The sequence below is a fragment of the Neoaquamicrobium microcysteis genome (assembly GCF_008180155.1).
Classification (GTDB): domain Bacteria; phylum Pseudomonadota; class Alphaproteobacteria; order Rhizobiales; family Rhizobiaceae; genus Aerobium; species Aerobium microcysteis.
In genome coordinates this window covers 49150-66280 of sequence record NZ_VSZS01000068.1, presented here as the reverse complement: position 1 = coordinate 66280, position 17131 = coordinate 49150, and the positions used below count along the sequence as shown (strand labels likewise).

Genomic DNA, 17131 nt, shown 5'->3' with positions numbered 1-17131 from the left:
TGTCGCCGGGTAGGGTCTGACGCCTGAACCGGAGCATCCCATGACAGCCATCGACTACTACTTCATCTGCTCGTCGCCCTTCGCCTATCTCGGTCACAAGGCATTTCATGAACTTGCAGCTACCCATGGCGCGACGATCCGCTACAAGCCGATCAGCATCGCGGGCGTCTGGGAAAAGTCAGGTTCGGTGCCGCTCGGCCAGCGCACGCCGGTGCGCCAGCGATACCGCCGAATCGAGTTGCAGCGCATCGCTGATATTCGCGGCCTGCCGATCAATCTCGAACCGAAATTCTTTCCGGTCGATCCAACCCTCGCCGACCGTTGCGTGATCGTACTGGCCGGCGGCGGCAAGAATCCCGCAGGTTTCATCTGGCGCGTCAAGCAGGGCGTATGGGCAAACGAGGAAAACATCGCCGATCGCGACCAGCTTGCCGCGTATCTGGGGGCGGAAGGCCATGATGCCGAAGCAGTACTTTCGGCGGCACAGGCTGAGCCGGCGGGCGAGACGCTGTCGCGCAACACGCGCGAGGCAACCGAAGTCGATGCCATCGGCGCGCCCGTCTATGTGCTAAACGGGGAGCCGTTCTGGGGCCAGGACCGGCTGGACTATCTCGCCCACGCGCTCGAAACGAAGCGCGGTCCGTTCAAGCCGTGAAAATCGGAACGCAACCTATGGACAGGCCGCGTGGCAACGACTAACTAGTCAGGAAAGGTATTTTTTCCTGTCTTGAAGGAGGGCGCCATGCTCTCGCACGAACGGGTCTGGGCGGCTATCGACGAACTGGCGGCGAGACATTCGCTGTCGGCGTCGGGGCTGGCAAAGCGGGCAGGACTGGACTCCACCGCCTTCAACAAATCGAAGCGGCTTTCGGCCGACGGGCGTCCGCGCTGGCCTTCCACGGAATCGCTCTCGAAGATCATGGAAGCGACCGGGGCGTCGGTGATCGAGTTCTTCGCGATCGTCGAACAGAGGTCTTCGCAGCGCGTATCGGTGCCACTTCTGGGCTTCGCACAAGCCGGCGCGGGCGGCTTCTTCGACGATGCCGGTTTTCCCGTTGGGCAGGGGTGGGAGCAGGTCGAACTTCCGGCAGGGGCGGGCGATGGAGCCTACGCCTTGCAGGTGCAGGGCGATTCCATGCTGCCGCTCTACCGCGATGGCGACGTGCTGATCGTGGAGCCGGGGGCACGGGTACGCAAGGGCGACCGGGTCGTCGTCAAGACGAGCGGCGGCGAGGTGATGGCCAAGGTGCTGGCCGGCCGCACCGCCGGTGCCGTCGAGCTTGTTTCGCTCAACCCCGTACATCCCGACCGTGTCGTGCCGGCCGGCGAGGTCGAATGGATGGCCCGGATCGTCTGGGCGAGCCAGTAGGATGCGCCCGCTCGGCGTCCTGCTGGCGATCGGTGGGCTGGCGGTGGCCGCGGCCGCCGTCTCCACGGCCGGATACAAGCTTACCGCCCCGGTGGGGATTTCGCCGCAAGACACGCCGTCCGACCAGCCGTCTTCAGCGGCAACCGGGCCCGAGCCGCGACCGCCGGCGGTTCTCGCCCCGGTTCCGTCTCGCATACGTCCCGTAGCGCCCGAAACCTTTGCCGTGCCTTCCGTGGAGCCTGAGCAACTGGAGCGGGTGGACCCGCGCGAGGTGCTGAGCCCGATGGGCAGGGCGCATGTGCCGTCGGAGGGGCCGCCGAAGGAAACAATCCTGCATCGGCCGGTGGTGATCAGCGCGGGCGTCTTCGAGGCGCAGGGCTACACCGTCAGGCTCGCGGGTATAGTTCCTACTGATCCCGATGAACGTTGCGGCGAAGGCGATTCCGCCTGGAATTGCGGTGTGTATGCACGAACCGCATTTCGCAACTGGCTGCGCGGAAGGGCGCTTTCCTGCGTGGTGCCGCCGGTCCCTTCGGATGATCCGATCATTGCCGATTGCAGGTTGGGCAAACCAACCTCGTCTGAGTGGCTGGTAACGCAGGGCTGGGTGATGGCTGAACCGGGCGGACCCTACGAGACGCTGGAGGCCCAAGCGCGCGAGGCAAGGCGCGGGCTGTTCGGACCGCCACCGGCGTCCGCCTCGCCCTCGCCCCTTTCGATTACCCTTCCCGAAACATCAGGCGGCTAGCTGGCCTGCCAGCGCCTTGCCGATAAGCGCCCGGGTGTTGTCGGTGCCATATAGCGCGGCAAACGACCCGAAACGCGGCCCCCGTTCCTGACCGATCAGCACCTGATAGATCATCTGGAAGAAGGCGACCGAGACGCCCGGGCCACCTTCCGGGCTCTTCTTGGTGTGATCCTGATACCGTTCGATGCCGCGCGCCACGTCCAGCGCTGCGTTCTGGATGGCTTCGCCGTCGGCGTCCGCGGGCAGCGTGCCGAGTTTGTCGGCCAGCGCCTGGAGAGCGTCTGCTTCCACCTCGTCCGGGGCACGGAAGACTTTGGAAGGCTTCACGAAATCGTCGAAGTAGCGGATCGCGTATCCTGCAAGCCGATCGAGCTCGGGATGCGTCTGTGGCGTAACGCCCGGCGCGTGGCGGGAGATGAAACCCCACAGCACGGACTTGTCGTGGGCGTTCGACGCGCTGACGAGATTGAGCAGAAGCGCAAACGAAACAGGCAACTCGATGACGGGCGGGTTGCCGTCGTGAATGTGCCAGACGGGATTGCCGAGCCGCTCCTTCCATTCCTGCCGCTGGTAGGCCGCCAGGAACTGATAATACTCATCCACCGCTCGGGGAATGACGTCGAAATAGAGCTTTTTGGCCGTGCGCGGCTTCTGGAACATGTAGAGCGTGAGGCTTTCCGTCGGCGCGTATGTCAGCCATTCGTCGATGGTGAGGCCGTTGCCCTTCGACTTCGAAATCTTCTCTCCCTTCTCGTCGAGGAAGAGCTCGTAGACGAAGTGCTCCGGAGCGCGGCCGCCCAGCGCCACACAGATGCGGTCGTAGACGCCCATGTTGGGACCATGGTCCTTGCCGAACATCTCGAAGTCGACGCCGAGCGCCGCCCAGCGGGCGCCGAAATCGGGCTTCCACTGCAGCTTCACCCTGCCTCCGGTTACAGGCAGCGTTGTTTCCTCACCATCCTCGTCGTCGAAGGTGATGGTGCCGGCCTCGGCGTCCACCTTCTTCATCGGCACGTAAAGCACGCGCCCGGTCTTCGGCGAGATCGGCAGGAACGGCGAATAGGTCGCGCGTCGTTCCTCGCCAAGCGTCGGCAGCATAATTTCCATGATCGCGTCGTAACGCTCGGCCACACGCTTCAGGATCGCGTCGAAACGGCCGGACCGGTAATATTCGGTTGCGCTGGCAAACTCGTAGTCGAAGCCGAAAGTGTCGAGGAAGCGACGCAGCATCGCGTTGTTGTGATGCCCGAAGCTGTCAAAGTCGCCGCCGAACGGGTTCGGCACCACGGTGAGTGGCCGGTGCAGGTGCGGCTCGAGAAAGGTGCGGTCCGGGACGTTTTCAGGAATTTTGCGCATCCCGTCCATGTCGTCGGAGAAGCAAAGCAGGCGCGTCGCCACCTTGTCCTCGGTGAGGATGCGGAAGGCATGGCGCACCATGGTCGTGCGGGCGACCTCGCCGAACGTGCCGATATGCGGCAGGCCGGACGGGCCGTACCCCGTCTCGAACAGGATTTCCGCCGGCCAGTCGCGTCCTTCATAGCGCTTGATGATCTTGCGCGCCTCTTCGAATGGCCACGCTTTGCTCTCGCGCGCCGCCGCAAGGATTTCGGGCGTAAGCGTCAGCGAGTTCGATCGCGAAGAGGTCATTTCGGGCGTCCTGTGAAGATTTGCGGGCCTTTTGCCGGCGCGCCACGTCTATGCGCGCTTGTACGGTGCGTCAATCGCGATAAGCCTTTTTGATTGAACGCCGCCATGGAGCTTCCTACCTTCGCTCGACAAAACCTTGACGGAGAAGAACTGATGTCGAAGCCGACCCCGCAGGAAGCGCTGGTCTATCTGATGGTTATCATGTCGGCTTCCGACCGAGACATGGGCGACGAGGAACTGGCGCGCATCGGCGCCATCGTTAGGACGTTGCCGGTCTTCGATGGCTTCGACCAGTCGCGCACACTCGCGGTCGCGCAGGAGTGCCAGCAACTGTTGCAGAAGGAAGCCGGGTTGGGTGGGGCTCTCACCCTTATCAAGGCTGCACTTTCGGACGAGCTGCGCGAGACCGCCTATGCGCTGGCGGTGGATATCGCTGCGGCTGACCTGTCGGTGCGCGACGAGGAGACGCGTGTGCTTGACCTCGTCAGGGACCGGTTCGACATCGACCCGCTTGCGGTCGCGGCGATCGAGCGTGCCGCCGCCATTCGCCATCGCACCGCGTGATCAGTAGAAGCTGACCGGAAAATACTTGAGGTAGAGCTCGGCGAACGTGCCCTTTACCGCGATCTCGCGCAGTGCATAGTCGAACGCCTGCGCGAGCACCGCGTCGTCCTTGTTGGCGGCAATGGCGAGGCCTGCGCCCAGAAATTCCGGCGCGATGTAAGGCCCGCCGGCAAAGCGACAGCAATTCTGCGACGCCGATCCTGCAATCCAGAACGAGAGGCGCATCCCGTCGCCAAATATCCCGTCCACCCTGCCTTCGCGAAGTGCGTCGTGGAGCCATTCGAGGCGGGTGAAGGTGACCGGCCGGGCATCGGGAAAATAGCTGCGCAGCATCGCCTCGTGTCCCGACCCCGCCAGAACACCGATGCGCCTGTCGGCTACCGCCTTGTGTAGCGGTTCGTAGAGGGTGGTGGTCCTGCGCACGGCAAAGCGGGCAGGAAAGCGCAGATACGGCCGCGAGAAGACGTAGCGCTCGCGCGTATCGGCCGTCACAGAGGTGCCGGCGATCAGCGCCTCACCCTGGTCGTTCGCCATCGCCTCATCCAATTCGTCCCACGGCAGCGCCTGGATCTGGCATCGCGCGACAATGTCGAGTTCCCGGCAGATCGCGCGAGCAAGTTCGACATGAAAGCCGCTGAGTCTTCCATCGCCGTCGAGAAAGCTGAACGGGGGAAAATCGATCGTGGTCAGAAAGCGCAGCCGCTCCAGTCCCGAAAGGTCGGGCTTGGGAAGGCGCTCCCGTTCGTCCCAATAGTTCGGGATGACGGGTTCGGCCGCGCGCCCTGACGCTGTCGCAAGGCAGGCTGCAATCGCAACAATGGAAAACAGGGCTTTGAAGGTTTTGAGCATGGACGATGCCGGTGCATGCGAAAAATGACGGCTTGTTGTTCCGCGCCATGCTCCCGCTGTCAACCGATGCGGATGTGGCGGACGAGTCCACGCATTCGTATCAGAATTGAGATCAATATTAGAGGTTTCCGATGTTGCATGAAGTTTAACGGCATCAAGAAATGGAGAGCGTGAAGGTTTTTCCATTGAAATGATCGTTTTTCTCAATACCATGCGTAGGTGGGTGGGGAAATAATATGCGTTCGATGTCGTTCGGGCGGGGCGTCCGGTTGCCGGTAATCTCCGAGATTCCGGTGTTTCATTCGCAGATACTGGTTCGTACGGCTCGCCGCATATGTGCTGCGTGTACATGTGCGAACATATGGCGCAGCTGCTTTCGCGTAGTCGTCGCATGGTGATGCTGCAGCCGTTCAGCGCGCCGGCACCGTCTGGCCGGGCCGGGCCTCATTTCCGGCCCAGAGCCGATCTTCCGCCGCTTTCTGAAAAGAGCGACCTGGCTGCTGTGCCGGCCGGAAGGCGGCCGCAGGTTTTCGGCAACGCAGCGCCGCATCAGGGGCGTCATGCAGCGATCCTCGAAGAGTGGATGCCGCTGGTCGAGCGGCTGTCGCTGCCGACCGACGAAGTGAGCCGCGCCGCGCATCGCGCGGTGGCCAACGGCACGGCCTTTGTGGAGGAACTGCTGGCGTCTGGCAGGGTCGATGAGGGCCGTCTGTTCGAGGCTGTAGCGCACGAACTCGGTCTTCCGTTTTTGTCCCATATTGATCCCGAGCGACTTCAGGTTGCCGAACGCCACAGGCTGGCCGCCCTTGCCAGTCGGGACGCATTGCCCATCGCGCTGCTTGAGCGTCCCGACGGCACGATCGTGCATGTGCTGGCGCATTTGGATGTGGGCATTGCTTCGATGCGCGAGCGGCTGGCTCGCATGCCGGAGCTTGCCGGCAGGCTGTGCATCGCGCCTCCAGGCATGCTCAGAGCAGCCATCATCAAGCTCACCAGGCGCAGGCTGCTGTTCGACGCCCAGTACGACCTGTTCCTCCGCCAGCCAGACTTTTCGGCCAACATCGTTGCAAATGCCTGGCAGGGCGCCTGTATCGGCGCGTTCCTCGTCGCGTTTCCGTTGTGCCTCATTCTGGCAGGCGCGCAGACGATCTTTGCGCTTCACCTCGTGGCGACCATTGCGTTCTTTGCCTGCATAGCTCTGCGGCTTTTGGCTCTGAGCAGCGCCGGCCCGTTAAGGTTACGCCCGCTACCAGCGGTCAATCCCAAGGACCTGCCCGTCTATTCGGTGCTGGTCGCGCTCTACAGGGAACGCGAGGTCATTCCGCAACTGCTCGTCGCGCTGGGCAAGTTGCAATGGCCCCACGCGAAGCTCGAGATCAAGCTGGTTTGCGAGGAAGACGACCACGAAACGCTTGCCGCGCTGCGCGCTCACCATCTGCGCCCTTTTGTGGAGATCGTCGAGGTGCCGGCTGGGGGCCCGCGCACCAAACCGAAGGCGCTGGCCTACGCGCTACCGTTGTGCTCGGGCGAACTCGTCACGCTTTACGATGCCGAAGACCGGCCGCATCCGATGCAATTGATGGAGGCTTGGTATCGGTTCAGCCGGGAAGGTGAGGATCTGGCCTGTCTGCAGGCGCCGCTGGTCGTCACCAACGGGTCGGCAAGCCCGTTCTCGCGCCTGTTCGCGTTCGAATATGCCGGCCTCTTCAGGGGCCTGTTGCCGTGGCTTGCAGGCAACAATCTTCTTCTGCCCCTGGGCGGCACGTCAAATCACTTCCGGCGGTCGGCGCTTGCCGATGCGGGAGGATGGGACGCCTACAACGTCACCGAGGATGCCGATCTCGGCTTGCGGTTCAAGCGGCTGGGTTATCGCACGGGCGTTCTGACCCATCCAACCTTCGAGGACGGGCCTGAGGACCTGCAAACATGGCTGCCGCAGCGGGTACGCTGGTTCAAGGGCTGGGTGCAGACTTGGTTGGTCCACATGCGCTCGCCGCGCGCGCTCTGGCGCGATCTGGGGCCGGCATCCTTCCTCGTCATGCAGGTGCTGTTTCTGGGTATGCTCGTGTCCGCGCTGATCCATCCCCTGTTCCTCGTCACCATAGCCTATGTGATGGCGAAGCTGGTTTGGACCGGGTCGGCGCAGACGCTGGAAATGCTGATGCTGATGCTCGGTTTCGCCAACATCCTTTTCGGCTACGGCGCGTTCATCGCGATCGGCGCCATGACGCTGTCTATGAAGGAGAAGGGCAGGCTGCTGGGCACGGGGCTGCTGACGCCGCTGCACTGGGTGCTGCTGTCGGTGGCGGCCTGGCTGGCACTGTGGGAGATTTACCGCAGGCCTCACCACTGGAACAAGACGCACCACCGGCGCTCGCGCTCCATGCGTGAGCCGGCAGCAGACGGGGTCAGTCAAGCGCCTGCGAAGGCATTCCGATGATGTGCGGGTCTTCCTCTCCGACCACGCGGGCGTCGCGGCCTTCGTAAGGCATCGACACCAGCAGCCGCCGGATGACGGCCAGGCGGGCGCGTCGCTTGTCGTTGGCGCGAACGATGGTCCACGGCGCATGTTCGGTATGGGTGCGCTCGAACATCAGGTCGCGCGCCTTTGTATAGTCGTCCCACTTCTCGATGCCCGCGACATCGATCGGCGAGAACTTCCACATCTTGAGCGGGCTGTGGCGGCGGTCGTGGAAACGGCGCAGCTGCGTTTCGCGACCGATGGACAGCCAGAACTTGAAGAACCGGATGCCGTCGGCGACGATGCCTTTCTCGAAATGCGGCGTCTCATCGAGAAAAAGCTCGTGCTGCTGCGGCGTGCAGAAGCCCATCACCGGCTCGACGCCCGCACGGTTGTACCAGGAGCGGTCGAACGTCACGAATTCGCCGGCCGTCGGGAAGTGCGCGACGTGCCGCTGGAAATACCACTGGCCGCGCTCGGTCTCGGTCGGTTTGGTGAGGGCGACGTTACGCGCGGTGCGCGGGTTCATGTACTGCCGCGTGACGAAGATGGTGCCGCCCTTGCCGGCCGCGTCGCGCCCTTCGAACAGCACCATGACACGCTCGCCGCTTTTCTGCAGCCAGGTCTGCAGCTTGACGAGCTCGATCTGCAGCAACTCCAGCGTCGCCTCGTACTCCTTCTTCTTCATCCGGTCTTCATACGGATAGCCACCGGCTGCGAGTTCCATATCGGTGATCCACGAGGGTAGCGCAGGATCATCGATGTCGAAGGCGCGCTTCTTGCCGTCGATGACGAGCTTGACCGGCTTGATGGGAACCTCGAACTTTGCGGCGCTCTTGCCCATTGAGATATTCCTGTGATGTGAGGAAACCATGCTATTGGGTGGTCTCGCGCCGGTCCATAGCAAGAGACGCGAGTAAATTGGCGGCAGGAAAGGCGCACGATGGACGTGGAAGCACGCGGCGGCAACCTTGATGCGGTGGACACGCTGTCGGCGCGCGATCTTGCCGCGGCGCTGCCTGACCCCGTCGTCATCATCGACGGTCGGGGCGCGGTGCTGCATGCAAACCAGCCGGCCGGCATAGCGTTCGGGCAGATACCGCGCGGCACCCTGCTGCATCACAAGTTCCGCACGCCGGAAATGCAGCAACTGATGGGCGGGTTGCTGCGCGAGCGCAAGGCGGCCACCATCGACTATGCCGAGCGCGTGCCGATCGAGCGCGCGTTCCGGGTCTGCGCCATGCCGGTCGGAAGCGGCGGCCTGTTCGCCATTCATTTCAAGGACCAGAGCGAGACCCGCCGGATCGACCGGATGCGCGCCGATTTCATCGCCAACGCAAGCCACGAGCTGCGCACGCCGCTCGCCTCCATCGCCGGGTTCATCGAGACGCTGCGCGGCCCGGCCCGCAACGACGAGAAGGCGCGCGACAACTTTCTCCAGATCATGCAGGCCCAGACCGAACGCATGGCGCGCCTGATCGACGACCTGCTCTCGCTGTCGCGCATCGAGATGAAGCCGTACATGCGCTCGCAGGGCGAGATCGACATCGGCGAGGTAGTGGCGGGTGTTGTGGAGTCGCTCGGCCATCTGGCGCGCGAGAGCGGTGTCGAGATCGTCTTCGACCGCCCCGCCAGCCCGATGCTCGCGCCGGGCAGCCGCGACGAACTCATCCAGGTTTTCGAGAACCTTCTGGAGAATGCCTGCAAATACGGACAGGCCGGCGGCAGGATCGATATCACCATGGCGCATAGCCGGGCAGGGCCGTCGCCGGAAGTTGCGGTCACGGTTCGCGATCATGGGCAGGGCATCGCGGAGGAGCACATTCCCCGCATCACGGAACGGTTCTACCGCGTAGAGACCGGCCGCGCACCGAAGGGTACCGGCCTGGGGCTCGCGATCGTCAAGCACATCCTGACGCGCCATGAGGGCCGGCTGACGGTGAAGTCGAAGCCTGGTGAAGGCGCCGCGTTCACCGTGCATCTGCCGGCCGGATAGCGCCGCTTCGCGTCGCGCGCTTTCTTTTTCCTGTCATGAGAATACGTTAGGATTCGCATTCAGGAATCGCTTCAGGCAGATCGCCGATCATGAATTCGCAGCACATCGTTCGCGCCTACGATGACGAGCTTGCCACCTTGGGCAACCGCATTGCCGCTATGGGAGGCCATGCCGAGCGCATGGTCGATGAGGCGGTGGGGGCACTCATCAATGCCGACGTCGCTCTCGCCCGCAAGGTGATCGCAGACGACATCGTTCTCGACGAGGGGCAGCGCTGGATCGACGACCGTGCCATCCTCCTGATCGCCAAGCGCCAGCCCATGGCGGACGACCTGCGCGAGATCATCGGCACGATCCGCATCGCAGCCGATCTGGAGCGTGTGGGCGATCTTGGCAAAAGCATCGCAAAGCGGGTGGTGGCCGTTTCCGATACGCGCCAGCCGGTGCAACTCTTCCGTGGGCTGGAGGCACTCGCCACGCTGGCCCTGACCCAGCTCAAACAGGTGCTGGACGTCTACGCCTCACGCTCAATCGGCGCCATCGCGTTCATGCGCGACCGCGACGAGGAGATCGACGCGATGTACACCTCGCTCTTTCGCGAGCTGCTGACCTACATGATGGAAGATCCGCGCAACATCTCGCCGTGCACCCACCTGCTGTTCTGCGCCAAGAACATCGAACGCATCGGCGACCACGCGACAAACATCGCCGAGACGGTGTATTACGTGGTCACCGGCGAGCAGCTTCCGCTGGAGCGCCCCAAGGAAGACAAAAGCCACCGGGTGGTGCTGGGATCTTCGTCGGCGAGCTGACGGGGTACGGCAGAAGATTGATCGAACTCCGTCCGCTGCGGCAAAAACGATCAACGCGCGCGTTTGCGCTCCGACACCGGCTGGTAGGCTACCTTGGAGTGATAGCCGCAATAGGGGCCGCTCTCACCGGCCTCGTTGCCGCAGAAGTTGAATTCTTCCGACAGCGGATCGCCGTTCGGCCACTTGCAGGTGCGCTCGGTCAGTTCGATCAGCGCCAGCTTGCGTGAGATTGGGATGACGACGTTGGCCGTGGGGCGCAGCATCTGGCGCGCCACCGGCTCGACATCGAACTGGGCGGCGAGCGCGGTCGCACCGATCGTGGCCGTTATCGTGCGCGTGGGGCGGGTGGTCGTCTTGGTGCCGTTGCTGACGGGAGTCTTCTTGGCGCGCGGCTGGGCCGAGGAGGTGCGCCCGCGTGCCGAAAGCTTGAGGCGGTGCACCTTGCCGATGACGGCGTTGCGGCTGACGCCGCCGAGCTGGGTTGCAATCTGGCTGGCGCTGAGGCCTTCCGACCAAAGTTTCTTGAGCAACTCAACGCGTTCGTCGGTCCAGTTCATAAGGACAGGCTCCTAATTGGTGCCGACGGAATCCGAATCCTTCTTCGCCCGGTCACAGCCGGTGCGACACCACATCTACAGGGGTGATTAGATCCGCCGCACGAAATCTAGTTATTTCTTGTCTTCAAACTACATTATCGGCTGACTCCGTGACAAGAGTCAGTCATCGCCGCCGAATCTGTTTTTTCGGTTTTCCCCAACTTGCCGGAGGTGGCGCGCCCCGGTCGTGGTGGCGCAGGCTTCCCGGCCTGTTGGCGCAAGACGTTTCATTTGACACAAATGGCCGAAAGGCCGATATAAGCTGGCTCCTGCCGCCCTTTGGGCGGCTTTTTTGATACATCGCGCAGATCGCAGATGCTGCCGCGCGATGCAGTCGGAGAGGCATATAATGAGCGGTTCGGCGCTTTACGAGACCTTCGCCCGCGCGCCCCTGGCATTCGACCGGGGCGAGGGAAGCTGGCTGGTGACGGAAAGCGGCGAGCGATATCTCGATTTTGCCGGCGGCATCGCCGTCAACTCGCTTGGCCATAGTCATCCCCACCTCGTTGCCGCGCTGACGGAACAGGCGCAGAAGCTCTGGCACGTCTCAAACCTGTATGAGATCCCCGGCCAGCGGCGCCTCGGCGAGCGACTGGTAGACACCACTTTCGCCGACAAGGTGTTCTTCACCAATTCGGGCGCGGAGGCGCTGGAATGCGCCATCAAGACCGCGCGGCGCTATCAATATGTAAACGGCGCCCCCGAACGCTACCGTATCATCACATTCGAAGGCGCGTTTCACGGCCGCACGCTGGCCACCATCGCAGCCGGTGGCCAGCCGAAATATCTGGAAGGCTTCGGGCCCAAGGTCGAGGGCTTCGACCAGGTGGCGTTCGGCGATCTCGAAGCGGCCGAAAAGCTGATCGGGCCGGAGACGGCGGCAATTCTCGTCGAGCCGGTGCAGGGCGAGGGCGGCATCAGGCTGCTGCCGGCACCGATGATGCAGAAGCTGCGCGCGCTGTGCGACGAGCACGGCCTGCTGCTGATCCTCGACGAGGTGCAGAGCGGCATCGGCCGCACGGGGAAACTCTTTGCCTACGAATGGTCGGGCATCGAGCCCGACATCATGGCGATCGCCAAGGGTATCGGCGGCGGGTTCCCCGTCGGCGCGTGCCTCGCGACCGACAAGGCAGCCATGGGCATGACGCCGGGCGTGCACGGCACCACCTTCGGTGGCAACCCGCTTGCAATGGCAGTTGGCAATGCGGTGCTGGACGTTGTGTTGGAGCAAGGGTTTCTCCAGTCGGTGCAGGACAAGGCGCTTGCCGCCAAGCAGGCGCTGGCGTCGGTCGTGGATGAATTTCCGACGGTGTTCGAAGAGGTGCGCGGCACCGGTCTGATGCTCGGCCTGAAGTGCAGGATGGCCAATACTGCCGTCAACGCCGCGTTGCGCGGCGAGCATTTCCTTGCGGTGCCGGCCGGCGACAACGTCGTGCGGCTGTTGCCCCCTCTGACTGTTACGAGCGAGGAAATCCGCGAAGGCGTCGAGCGCATCCGCAACGCGGCGCAAAAGCTGAGCGATGCAGGCGGCAAGGGAAACGCGTCATGAGCGGACCGTTTCGGCACTTTACCGACCTATCCGCGATATCGCCGGCCGAACTGAGAACGATCCTCGACGATGCGCGGGCGCGCAAGCACCGGTTGAAGTCGGGCAACGTGGAAAAGCCGCTCGCCGGCAAGGTTCTGGCGATGATCTTCGAGAAGCCGTCCACGCGGACGCGTGTGTCATTCGATGTCGGCATGCGCCAGCTTGGCGGCGAAACGATCATGCTCACAGGCGCTGAGATGCAGCTCGGGCGCTCGGAGACCATTGCCGACACGGCCAAGGTGCTGTCGCGCTACGTCGATGCCATCATGATCCGCACCACGTCCCACGACCGCATGCTGGAATTGGCCGAGCATGCCACGGTCCCGGTGATCAACGGGCTGACGGACGACACCCATCCCTGCCAGATCATGGCCGACGTGATGACCTATGAAGAGCACCGCGGGCCGGTGAAGGACAAGCTCTTTGCGTGGACCGGTGATGGCAACAATGTGCTGCACTCGCTGATGGAAGCGTCGGCCCGGTTCGATTTCCGGCTCAATGTGGCTGTCCCGGAGGGTAGCGAGCCGGCGCAGAAGTTTTCCGACTGGTCGAAGTCCAATGGCGGTCGCGTGGCCGTCATGCGCTCGCCGGAGGATGCGGTGAAGGATGCCGACTGCATCGTCACAGACACGTGGGTTTCGATGGGACAGGAGCACCGCGCGCGCGGCCACAACGTCTTCACCCCCTATCAGGTGAACGAGGCGCTGATGAAGCGCGCGAAGCCGGACGCCCTGTTCATGCACTGCCTGCCGGCACACCGCGGCGAGGAAGTGACGGATGAAGTCATCGACGGCCCCAACTCGGTGGTGTTCGACGAAGCCGAGAACCGCCTGCACGCCCAGAAGGCCGTGCTCGCCTGGTGCTTCGGCGCTTGATCGGCGGTTTGGGCGAACCTATCTAGGGGCTCATCCTTCAAACCGGGTGTTTGATCCCGCGCATCGTTCTGCGATGCTGAACCGCGCCTGCGGCAGCGGCGCTATGACAGGAATTGTTCTGGTGACTGAGACCGACATCAAGCTTGGCGAATTCGGCTTCGCCGGTGACGACCATGTGGTTCCCTTCGAGGTGGCCATGCTGGACGCGCGCGGACGCGTGGTTCAACTGGGCGCGGTGCTGGATGCGATACTCTCGCGCCACGACTATCCCGAACCGGTGGCCCGCCTGCTGGCGGAAGCCGTGACGCTGACGGTGCTTCTGGGCACCTCGCTCAAGTTCGATGGAAAGTTCATCCTGCAGACGCGCTCCGACGGGCCGGTCGATATGCTGGTCGCCGATTTCTCGACACCGCAGTCTCTGCGCGCCTATGCCCGCTTCGACGAAGAAAGGCTGCAGGCCGCGATGGCCGCAGGCAAGGCGTCGCCGGCCGACCTGATGGGAGCCGGCGTGCTGGCGCTCACCATCGACCAGGGCCAGTACATGCAGCGCTATCAGGGCATCGTTCCACTGGATTCCACCTCGCTGGAGGAAGCGGCGCGCACCTATTTCCGCCAGTCGGAGCAAATCCCCACGGAGGTTCGGCTTTCGGTTGCGCGGCAACTGGTTCGCGGCGATAGCGGGAAGGAGGAGCACTGGCGCGCGGGCGGCCTGCTGGCGCAGTTCCTGCCGGAATCATCCGAGCGGCTGCGCCTGCCCGACCTTCCGGGCGGCGATGGAGACAACGGCGACGCGCCGGACCCGACAGACGACGCCTGGAATGAGGTGGTGGCGCTACTCGGGACCGTGGAGAGCGACGAACTTCTCGATCCCACCGTCGGCTCGGAAAGGTTGCTCTACAGGCTGTTCCACGAGCACGGCGTGCGCGTATTCGAAGGGACCGAGGTTCTGGACGACTGCTCCTGCTCGCGCGAGCGGATACGCTCGGTGCTCGACAGCTTCACTGCCGAGGAAATCGCCGAAAGCACGCAGGACGGCTCGATCCAGGTTGCCTGCGAATTCTGCTCGACGCAGTACGAGTTCGACCCGGCGGAGTTTGCTCCTGCACAATAATGGGTCGCGCCCTTGATCGGGCGCGTCCCGCATTGCACAATCGCTGCGGGCGGGCAGAAAGGAAGACGGGACCCTGAACAGTGGACCGGCACGATTGGCAAGAAGGCTGCCGACGGCCGAAATATGGTTAAGGGCGCTCTAAATCCTTTGTGAACCTCATCTGTTTCATGCTTGCCGGTGTTCCGTGGGCGGCATGGGACACGCCCGGAAAGATTATGACGACCAAACTGATACTGATTGTTTTTGCCGCCGCCGCGTTCGGCTGGGGGTTTTCCGCGCTCGTCGAGCACGCAGACCAGACGGTCCGCCCCGACAACCCGCGCGTAGCCTGCAACGAATGGTCCAGCGAAGGCTGCATGCCGTCCATGGAACGATAATCCGCTTTTCGGATCAGGCTTAATGAATACTCAACGCCTGGTGTGCAGGATTCCGCGCCATAGGGCAGGGTTCGTGGGCCAGATGCATGCCGGACACCATCGCGACACGCGCGGAGATGCGCGAAGAAACGGCCGAGGCGGTCTGCGAGATCGCCATCTGCCTGGCGCAGGCTATCCACGAACTGGACCCGACGGCGCACCGCCGCATGAATTTCACGGCCGGCAAGGCGTATAATCGACTTCTGGGCGAAAATCGCGAACTGGCGGCAGACATACTTTATCGTTTCGGCCGGGCGCTGATGGACCAGAACCTGTTTCCCGAACGGGACGACCCGGCCAGCGACGACTGACGCCCCGAACGGGCTCAGTTCACCGAGTGATTTTCACCGGGCAGATCAAGGGAAAAGGCGGGAATGGCGACGTCGAAGAACTCGCCTTCGCCGCTCCTTACCGTGTAGGCTCCGACCATGAAGCCTGACGGCGTGCGCAGAGGGCAGCCGGACGTGTACTGGAAACTGTCGCCCGGATTGAGCTCGGGCTGTTCGCCCACGACGCCGGGCCCCCGCACTTCCTCAACCCGCCCCATGCCGTCGGTGATGCGCCAATAGCGCGCGAGCAACTGGATGAAGGCATCCGAATTGTTCGCGATCGTGACCTTGTATCCCCAGACGTAGCGCGCTTCGTCGGGATCGGATCGATCCGGCATATAAAAAGGCTCGACCTCCACCTCGATGTTGCGCGTCGTGCTGCGATACATGTTCCTGCTGCGTCTCTGCGAGCCTTATGGCGACCCAACCCTACGCTGGGAACTTGTTGCTGGTCCGCGATTGGTCAAGGCCGCGTGGCGCAAATGTGACCGCGGCCCGGCCTGTCCCGGAGCCGCGCTCGTTTGTCAGGCCGGCTGATGCGGCGTCAGGCGGCAGTTGCCAGCGCGCGGTCGATGTCCTCGATCAGGTCGTCCGCATCCTCCAGGCCGACCGACAGCCGTACCGTGCTTCCAAGGATGCCCAGGTCATTGCGGGCCTCCTCTGCAAGGTTCTTGTGCGTCGTCGTGGCGGGGTGCGTGATGAGGCTCTTGGCGTCACCGAGATTGTTGGAGATACGGATGATGTCCAGCGCGTTGAGGAAGGAGAATGCCTGCTTCTTGCCGCCTTTCACGTCGAAGCAGATGAGCGTCGATCCACCCTTCATCTGCCGCGCGATGATGTCGGCCTGCGGATGGTCGTTGCGGCCGGGATAGATCACGCGCTCGATTGCCGGATGGCAGGCGAGATGTCCGGCGATGCGCCCCGCGCTCTCGGTCTGCTGCTTGACGCGCAGCGGTAGCGTTTCGAGCCCCTTAAGCAGGGTCCATGCGTTGAACGGCGACAGCGACGGGCCGGTGTGGCGGAAATAGTCGTGCAGATTGTCGTCGATCCACTGCTTGTCGGAAAGGATGACGCCGCCGAGGCAGCGGCCCTGTCCGTCGATATGCTTGGTCGCCGAATAGACGACCACGTGAGCGCCCAACTCGAGCGGCTTCTGCTGCAGCGGCGTCGCAAACACGTTGTCGACGACGAGCCGTGCGCCGGCCCTGTTGGCGATGCTCGCCACCGCCGCGATGTCGATCACCTCCAGCGTCGGGTTGGTCGGGCTTTCCAGGAAGAACAGCTTCGTGTTCGGGCGAACAGCGTTCTCCCATTCTTCCAGGTTCGTTCCATCAACCAGCGTCGTCTCGATGCCGTACTGCGGCATCAGCTTCTCGACGACCCACCGGCAGGAGCCGAACAGCGCGCGCGCCGCGACCACGTGGTCCCCCGCCTTGACGCTACAGAGAAGGGCGGCTGAGACCGCAGCCATGCCGGACGCCGTCGCGCGAGCGTCTTCGGCGCCTTCCAGCTCGCACATGCGCTTTTCGAACATGTCGACGGTGGGGTTGGCATAGCGCGAATAGATGAAGCCGGGTTCTTCGCCCTTGAAGCGAGCTTCCGCCGCCTCTGCGGTGTCGTACACGAAGCCCTGCGTCAGATAGAGCGCTTCGGACGTTTCACCGAACGGCGACCTTGTTGTGCCGCCGTGAACCAGGGAGGTGGCCGGCTTCCAGTTGCGCTTGGTCTCGCTCGTCATGTCATGCCCCAAAAACACAAAAACCGGCCGCG

The 17131-nt window shown here is 63.4% G+C and carries 18 protein-coding genes; 12 read left to right on the top strand and 6 right to left on the bottom strand.

What is annotated here, in order from left to right; all coding sequences use genetic code 11:
* Positions 1-40: 40 nt before the first annotated feature.
* The 3 genes from FY036_RS21240 to FY036_RS21230 all read left to right on the top strand — a co-directional run bounded on the left by FY036_RS21240 (position 41) and on the right by FY036_RS21230 (position 2117).
* Positions 41-655, top strand: coding sequence for a 2-hydroxychromene-2-carboxylate isomerase (locus FY036_RS21240; protein WP_148916782.1), 615 nt, complete (start codon positions 41-43; stop codon positions 653-655).
* A gap of 87 nt (positions 656-742) precedes the next feature.
* Positions 743-1369, top strand: a complete 627-nt coding sequence (locus FY036_RS21235; RefSeq protein WP_148916781.1) for a S24 family peptidase — start codon at positions 743-745, stop codon at positions 1367-1369.
* A gap of 1 nt (position 1370) precedes the next feature.
* The gene (locus tag FY036_RS21230; RefSeq protein WP_148916780.1) at positions 1371-2117 is read left to right on the top strand and encodes a thermonuclease family protein; all 747 of its coding nucleotides are present in this window, start codon (positions 1371-1373) and stop codon (positions 2115-2117) included.
* On the opposite strand, the gene FY036_RS21225 is transcribed toward FY036_RS21230, so the two are convergent.
* Positions 2106-3764 carry a lysine--tRNA ligase gene (locus FY036_RS21225; RefSeq protein ID WP_148916779.1) on the bottom strand — a complete coding sequence of 553 codons (1659 nt, stop codon included), beginning with the start codon at positions 3762-3764 and terminating at the stop codon, positions 2106-2108. The two genes, FY036_RS21230 and FY036_RS21225, sit on opposite strands and share 12 nt — an antisense overlap.
* A gap of 153 nt (positions 3765-3917) precedes the next feature.
* Between FY036_RS21225 and FY036_RS21220 the strand changes: the two genes are divergently transcribed.
* Positions 3918-4328: a tellurite resistance TerB family protein gene (locus FY036_RS21220; protein ID WP_148916778.1), complete on the top strand. Its 411-nt coding sequence runs from the start codon at positions 3918-3920 to the stop codon at positions 4326-4328.
* Here FY036_RS21220 and FY036_RS21215 read toward each other — a convergent pair whose 3' ends face one another.
* Positions 4329-5177 (bottom strand): transporter substrate-binding domain-containing protein, encoded by an 849-nt coding sequence (locus FY036_RS21215; RefSeq protein WP_148916777.1) that lies wholly within the window; start codon positions 5175-5177, stop codon positions 4329-4331.
* Between the two features lie 361 nt (positions 5178-5538).
* On the opposite strand from FY036_RS21215, the gene FY036_RS21210 reads away from it, so the two are divergent.
* On the top strand, positions 5539-7617 hold the full coding sequence (locus tag FY036_RS21210) for a glycosyltransferase family 2 protein (protein WP_161601180.1): 2079 nt from the start codon (positions 5539-5541) through the stop codon (positions 7615-7617).
* Here FY036_RS21210 and ppk2 read toward each other — a convergent pair.
* Positions 7586-8482, bottom strand: coding sequence for a polyphosphate kinase 2 (ppk2, locus tag FY036_RS21205; RefSeq protein ID WP_148916775.1), 897 nt, complete (start codon positions 8480-8482; stop codon positions 7586-7588). The genes FY036_RS21210 and ppk2 overlap by 32 nt on opposite strands.
* Before the next feature lie 99 nt (positions 8483-8581).
* On the opposite strand from ppk2, the gene FY036_RS21200 reads away from it, so the two are divergent.
* Both FY036_RS21200 and phoU read left to right on the top strand, forming a co-directional pair.
* Positions 8582-9634 (top strand): ATP-binding protein, encoded by a 1053-nt coding sequence (locus tag FY036_RS21200; protein WP_148916774.1) that lies wholly within the window; start codon positions 8582-8584, stop codon positions 9632-9634.
* Positions 9635-9723: 89 nt separating this feature from the next.
* On the top strand, positions 9724-10446 hold the full coding sequence (gene phoU / locus FY036_RS21195; protein ID WP_148916773.1) for a phosphate signaling complex protein PhoU: 723 nt from the start codon (positions 9724-9726) through the stop codon (positions 10444-10446).
* A 50-nt stretch (positions 10447-10496) separates the two neighbouring features.
* On the opposite strand, the gene FY036_RS21190 is transcribed toward phoU, so the two are convergent.
* Positions 10497-11003 carry a GcrA family cell cycle regulator gene (locus tag FY036_RS21190; RefSeq protein ID WP_148916772.1) on the bottom strand — a complete coding sequence of 169 codons (507 nt, stop codon included), beginning with the start codon at positions 11001-11003 and terminating at the stop codon, positions 10497-10499.
* Between the two features lie 388 nt (positions 11004-11391).
* Here FY036_RS21190 and FY036_RS21185 point away from each other — a divergent pair, with 388 nt between their 5' ends.
* The 5 genes from FY036_RS21185 to FY036_RS21170 all read left to right on the top strand — a co-directional run bounded on the left by FY036_RS21185 (position 11392) and on the right by FY036_RS21170 (position 15343).
* A complete protein-coding gene (locus FY036_RS21185) occupies positions 11392-12591 on the top strand; it encodes an aspartate aminotransferase family protein (protein ID WP_148916771.1) in 1200 nt (399 codons plus the stop codon).
* Positions 12588-13505, top strand: a complete 918-nt coding sequence (argF, locus tag FY036_RS21180; RefSeq protein WP_148916770.1) for an ornithine carbamoyltransferase — start codon at positions 12588-12590, stop codon at positions 13503-13505. Before FY036_RS21185 ends, argF begins: the two co-directional genes overlap by 4 nt.
* Before the next feature lie 103 nt (positions 13506-13608).
* Complete coding sequence (locus FY036_RS21175; RefSeq protein WP_235897745.1) at positions 13609-14616, top strand: Hsp33 family molecular chaperone; 1008 nt, start codon at positions 13609-13611, stop codon at positions 14614-14616.
* A gap of 215 nt (positions 14617-14831) precedes the next feature.
* Entirely contained in the window at positions 14832-14993 is a 162-nt protein-coding gene (locus tag FY036_RS23830; RefSeq protein WP_161601179.1) for a hypothetical protein, read from the top strand.
* An 86-nt stretch (positions 14994-15079) separates the two neighbouring features.
* The gene (locus FY036_RS21170; RefSeq protein ID WP_148916768.1) at positions 15080-15343 is read left to right on the top strand and encodes a hypothetical protein; all 264 of its coding nucleotides are present in this window, start codon (positions 15080-15082) and stop codon (positions 15341-15343) included.
* Between the two features lie 14 nt (positions 15344-15357).
* Here FY036_RS21170 and apaG read toward each other — a convergent pair whose 3' ends face one another.
* Together apaG and FY036_RS21160 are read right to left on the bottom strand one after the other, a co-directional pair.
* Positions 15358-15750: a Co2+/Mg2+ efflux protein ApaG gene (gene apaG, locus FY036_RS21165; protein ID WP_148916767.1), complete on the bottom strand. Its 393-nt coding sequence runs from the start codon at positions 15748-15750 to the stop codon at positions 15358-15360.
* A 155-nt stretch (positions 15751-15905) separates the two neighbouring features.
* Entirely contained in the window at positions 15906-17099 is a 1194-nt protein-coding gene (locus FY036_RS21160; protein WP_148916766.1) for an O-succinylhomoserine sulfhydrylase, read from the bottom strand.
* Between the last annotated feature and the right edge of the window lie 32 nt (positions 17100-17131).